The 4067-nt window shown below is 70.1% G+C and carries 6 protein-coding genes; 2 read left to right on the top strand and 4 right to left on the bottom strand.

The genetic code is table 11. The annotated features are described in order from the left end of the window. Window positions 1–97: 97 nt before the first annotated feature. The 4 genes from marP to nth are packed head-to-tail and all read right to left on the bottom strand — an operon-like array spanning window position 98 to window position 3479. Window positions 98–1285 carry an acid resistance serine protease MarP gene (marP, locus tag AC2VNT_RS08980; protein ID WP_486946526.1) on the bottom strand — a complete coding sequence of 396 codons (1188 nt, stop codon included), beginning with the start codon at window positions 1283–1285 and terminating at the stop codon, window positions 98–100. Further along, entirely contained in the window at window positions 1282–2064 is a 783-nt protein-coding gene (locus tag AC2VNT_RS08975; RefSeq protein WP_486946525.1) for an NUDIX hydrolase, read from the bottom strand. Before AC2VNT_RS08975 ends, marP begins: the two co-directional genes overlap by 4 nt. A gap of 18 nt (window positions 2065–2082) precedes the next feature. Continuing rightward, entirely contained in the window at window positions 2083–2700 is a 618-nt protein-coding gene (locus AC2VNT_RS08970; protein ID WP_486946524.1) for a TlpA family protein disulfide reductase, read from the bottom strand. A gap of 2 nt (window positions 2701–2702) precedes the next feature. Then, entirely contained in the window at window positions 2703–3479 is a 777-nt protein-coding gene (nth, locus tag AC2VNT_RS08965) for an endonuclease III (RefSeq protein WP_486946523.1), read from the bottom strand. Between the two features lie 60 nt (window positions 3480–3539). Between nth and AC2VNT_RS08960 the strand changes: the two genes are divergently transcribed. Both AC2VNT_RS08960 and AC2VNT_RS08955 read left to right on the top strand, forming a co-directional pair. After that, window positions 3540–3758 (top strand): hypothetical protein, encoded by a 219-nt coding sequence (locus tag AC2VNT_RS08960; RefSeq protein ID WP_486946522.1) that lies wholly within the window; start codon window positions 3540–3542, stop codon window positions 3756–3758. 100 nt (window positions 3759–3858) lie between these two features. Continuing rightward, a partial coding sequence (locus tag AC2VNT_RS08955) for a cyclic nucleotide-binding domain-containing protein (protein ID WP_486946521.1) occupies window positions 3859–4067 on the top strand: 209 nt, incomplete at its 3' end.

Below are 4067 nucleotides of genomic sequence, written 5' to 3'. Positions count from 1 at the left end.
TCAATCGTTGGCGCAGGGCATTTCAGCCATGAGGAGGAGCCAACGAAGGTGAATGCGCAGCTCGCCGGGTTCCTGGCCCGAATCGGCGGGACCGGCGTCAGCTGACGCACGTCTCGGTGGATACCGGCGTGGTGTCGCCGATCTGGGCCAGCTGACGGGAGACCTCTTTGGCGGTCATGACGAAACCGGTGTCCGCGTCGTCGACCGCGGCACCGAACACCACCCCCAGCACCTTGCCATCCAGACTGATCATCGGACCGCCGGAATCTCCTTGCTGGACAGTCCCTCTGATCGTGTACACCTCGCGGGTGACGGTTCCGTTCTGGTAGATGTCCGGACCGTTGAGCTCGATGATCTCCCGAATCCGGGCGGGTGCCGCCTCGAACAGTCCGCCACCGGGGTAGCCGAGCACCAGCGCATCGGTATCGGCACTGGCCGGCGAATCGACGAACACCAGCGGCGGCGAAGGCAGACCGGGAACGGCCAGGATGGAGATGTCGGCCTCCGGATCGAACGAGATAACGATGGCGTCGTAGGGTTTGCCCTCCGCCTCGACGGTGACGCTGTCCGAGCCGGCCACCACGTGCGCGTTGGTCATCACCCTGGTGGGCGCGATCACAAACCCGGTGCCCTCCAAGACCTTCTGACAGGCGGGCGCCACGCCGCGGATCTTGAGCACACTCGGTTCGGTGGCGGCCACCACCGGGTTCTGCGCCAGCGACGCATTCGGCGCGGGCACCGCCGCGATCGGCGTGCGGCTGAACGGCTCCAGCACCGCGGGCAGGCCGGAGTCGTCCAGCACCGCCGAGAGGCGTTTCGGCACCGTCTTCAGCCAGGGCGGCGCGACTCCGTCGACTTGGGCGAGCACTCGTGAACCGCGCACCGCCGCCGCCAGGCTGGGCTGGTCGGACGTCGTCAGCGGGGTGGCCAGCAGCCAGGCCGCGACCAAGACCACCGCCAGCTGCATCGCCACGCCGACCAGCGAGTCGAAGGTGCGCAGACCGGAGTTGCGGATCGCCCCGCGCACCGCCCGGCCGAGCACCACACCGGCGATCTCGCCGACGACGACCCTGGCCAGGATCAAGAACAGCGACGCGAACAGCTTCGACCGGGCGTCGGCGATGTGGTCGACCAGGTGTGGCGCCAGCAGCACCCCGGCCATCGCACCGAGCGCCACCCCGAGGAAAGACAGCAGCGAACCCATCGCGCCGGAGCGCCAGCCGGAGACGCCGGCGACGAAAGCGACCGCCAGCACGGCGATGTCCAGCCATTGTGACGATGTCATCGTCGCATCCCACCTTCGTCGCCGACCAGCGCCATCGCTTCGTTCAACTCGCGAACGTCTGCGGTGTCCCAGGGCCGGGCCCATCCGGCCACGTCCAACATCGCCGAGATCACCTGGCCGGTGAAGCCCCACACCAGCATCTCGTTGAGCAGGAACGCAGGTCCGGCCCAGCGACGGCTTCGTGCGTCACGATAGACCATCAACCGATTCTCCGGATTGACGAACGCCCGCACCGGTACCCGCGCCACGACGGCCGTCTCCGCCGGGTCGACCACCTGCACGAGCCCGGGGTCGGGTGAGTAGGCCAGCACCGGGACCACCGAGAAACTGGACGGCGCGATGTAGGTCCGCTCCAGGGTGACCAGCGGGTGCACCCGGGTTAGATCGACCCCGGTCTCCTCGTGCGCCTCGCGCAGCGCGGTCGCCACCGGCCCGTCGTCGCCGGCATCGACGGCACCGCCGGGGAACGCCGCCTGACCGGCGTGATGCTGCAGCGTCGAGGCCCGGACCGTGACCAGCAGGTCGGCGTCCGCCGGGACGGCGCCCTCGTCCGGCCCGGCCGTCGACGGTCCGGAGAACAGCACCAGCACCGCCGCGTCGCGTCCGGCGCCGGTCACCTTGGCCCGGACGCCGGCGGCGGTCACCAACGCCAGCACATCGGCCGGGAGCCGTCGGCGGAACGCGGCCGGCAGCCGGCCGACGTTGTCGACCAGCGGACGCAGCCAGGCCGGACAGCAGGCGAGATCACCGGGACGTGAGGGCGTTTCTGCCGCGCTCACCGGCGCCTCCCTCTGCGATCATTTCGTCGTGCCACCGACCGCGGCGCTGATCTCCTCGACGTCGGCGAACGCCTGCGGCAGGACGCCGGCAACGCTACCGTCCGGGTTCAGCACCACCGTCGCGGGCATCACGTTGGGGACGTGCAGTGCGGCGGCGATCCGGCGCGTGCCGTCCTGCAGAGTGGGCAGCCGGACGCCGAGTTCGGCCAGCAGCTCCAGTGCGGCGGCTTCGTGCTCGTCTTGGTGCACCGTCACCACGAAAACCCCCGGACCCGCCCGGCGCTGATATTCGGCCATCGCCGGCAGCTCCGCCCGGCACGGCACGCACCAGTACGCCCACAGATTCAGCACCGCCCGGCGGCCGGCCAACAGCCGGGCCGCGTCGACGTCGGCGCCGTCCGCTGCGCATTCGACGATGACTCCGCGCAACGCCGCCGGGCCGCCGGTCGGCGGCCCGGCCGGGCAGGGGGCCAGGTGGGCACGCTCACGCGGCCCGACCAGTGCCGCCGCGGTGTCGGCGTCGCGGTGCTGGCGTGGACCGACCGGCGAAATGACCGACTGCGGATGCCGCAGCTCGACGGCCAGGCCGACGACCAGCGCGGCCACCAGCACCGCGGCCGCCAGGGTCCACCGCATCGCTACAGCCCGGCCATTGCCAGCAGGTGGGCGGCCTCCGGGCCTTTCACCAGGGCGGCCGCCGCCGCGGGGTCGGTGGGGCCGAGCCCGTAGGACGGGCAGTCCTTGGCCAGCACACAGACACCACAGGCCGGCTTGCGGGCGTGGCAGACCCGCCGCCCGTGGAAGATCACCCGGTGACTCAGGATCGTCCACTGGGTGCGCTCGATCAGCTCGCCGACCACGCGCTCCACCTTGACTGGATCCTCCTCGGCGGTCCACCCCCAGCGCCGCACCAGCCTGCCGAAATGGGTGTCGACGGTGATCCCGGGTACGCCGAAGGCATTGCCGAGGATGACGTTGGCGGTCTTGCGGCCCACGCCGGGCAGAGCCACCAAGGCTTCCATGTCGGCGGGCACCTCGCCGTCGAACCGCTCCACCAGGGCCTGACCGAGCCGGATCAGCGAGGTCGCCTTGTTGCGAAAGAAGCCGGTGGGACGGATGAGGTCTTCCATCTCGGCCCGGTCGGCCTGGGCGTAGTCCAGCGCGGCCGGATACCGGGCGAACAACGCCGGTGTCGTGAGGTTCACCGTGGCGTCGGTGCACTGCGCGGATAGCACCGTGGCGACCGTCAGCTGCAGCGGCGTGGTGAAATCAAGCTCGCAGTGCGCGTTCGGAAATGCCCCTGCCAGCGTGCGATTCATCCGGCGAGCCCGTCGGACCAGCGCCGCGCGGGATTCGGCGGCCCAGCGGTCGGACCGGGCTCGGCGCACGGTGCGGGCAGGCGTCTCCCTGGTCATCTCTGACAGGGTACTGATTCGTAACCGCGTCGAGACCTTCCCCATGTTTACTGTCACCTTGTGTCCTGGCTGCTGGTGGCGATCGTCCCGATCATGTTGATGTTGGCCACTGTCGGCCTGGAACGCATCGAGAACAGCCTGACTCGGGTCGCCCCGGTGGCCGCGAGCACCCCGAACGGGCCGGCGCCGGCCGGCGTCGGGGTCGGCCATCCGGCCGCACCCGCCGGTGCAGCATTGGATGCCCGGTTTCACGGAACCGAGCAGCCCGATCGTGTGTAGCGTTAGCGGGTCGACTGGTGCCAGCCTCTAGACTCGGAGCGTGCCAGCTAGAAGCTGGTGTTTCGTGTTCTTAACGTCATAGCGAATCTAAGGGGCCAAGGTGGATGAGATCCTGGCGCGGGCCGGCATCTTCCAGGGGGTTGATCCGGGCGCCGTCGCCGCGCTGACCAAGCAGCTGCAACCCGTCGAATTCCCGCGCGGGCACGCGGTGTTCGCCGAAGGCGAGCCCGGCGACCGGCTGTACATCATCCTGACCGGGAAGGTGAAGATCGGCCGGAGGTCAGCGGACGGCCGGGAGAACCTGCTGAC

The organism is Mycobacterium sp. TH-M15, assembly GCF_057473705.1.
This window is presented reverse-complemented; position numbering and strand designations above follow the sequence as displayed.

Excerpts from the sequence above, each read along its gene's own strand:
- marP (WP_486946526.1), bottom strand. The coding sequence starts at position 1,285 with ATGACATCGTCACAATGGCTGGACATCGCCGTGCTGGCGGTCGCTTTC.
- AC2VNT_RS08970 (WP_486946524.1), bottom strand. The coding sequence starts at position 2,700 with ATGCGGTGGACCCTGGCGGCCGCGGTGCTGGTGGCCGCGCTGGTCGTC.
- nth (WP_486946523.1), bottom strand. The coding sequence starts at position 3,479 with ATGACCAGGGAGACGCCTGCCCGCACCGTGCGCCGAGCCCGGTCCGAC.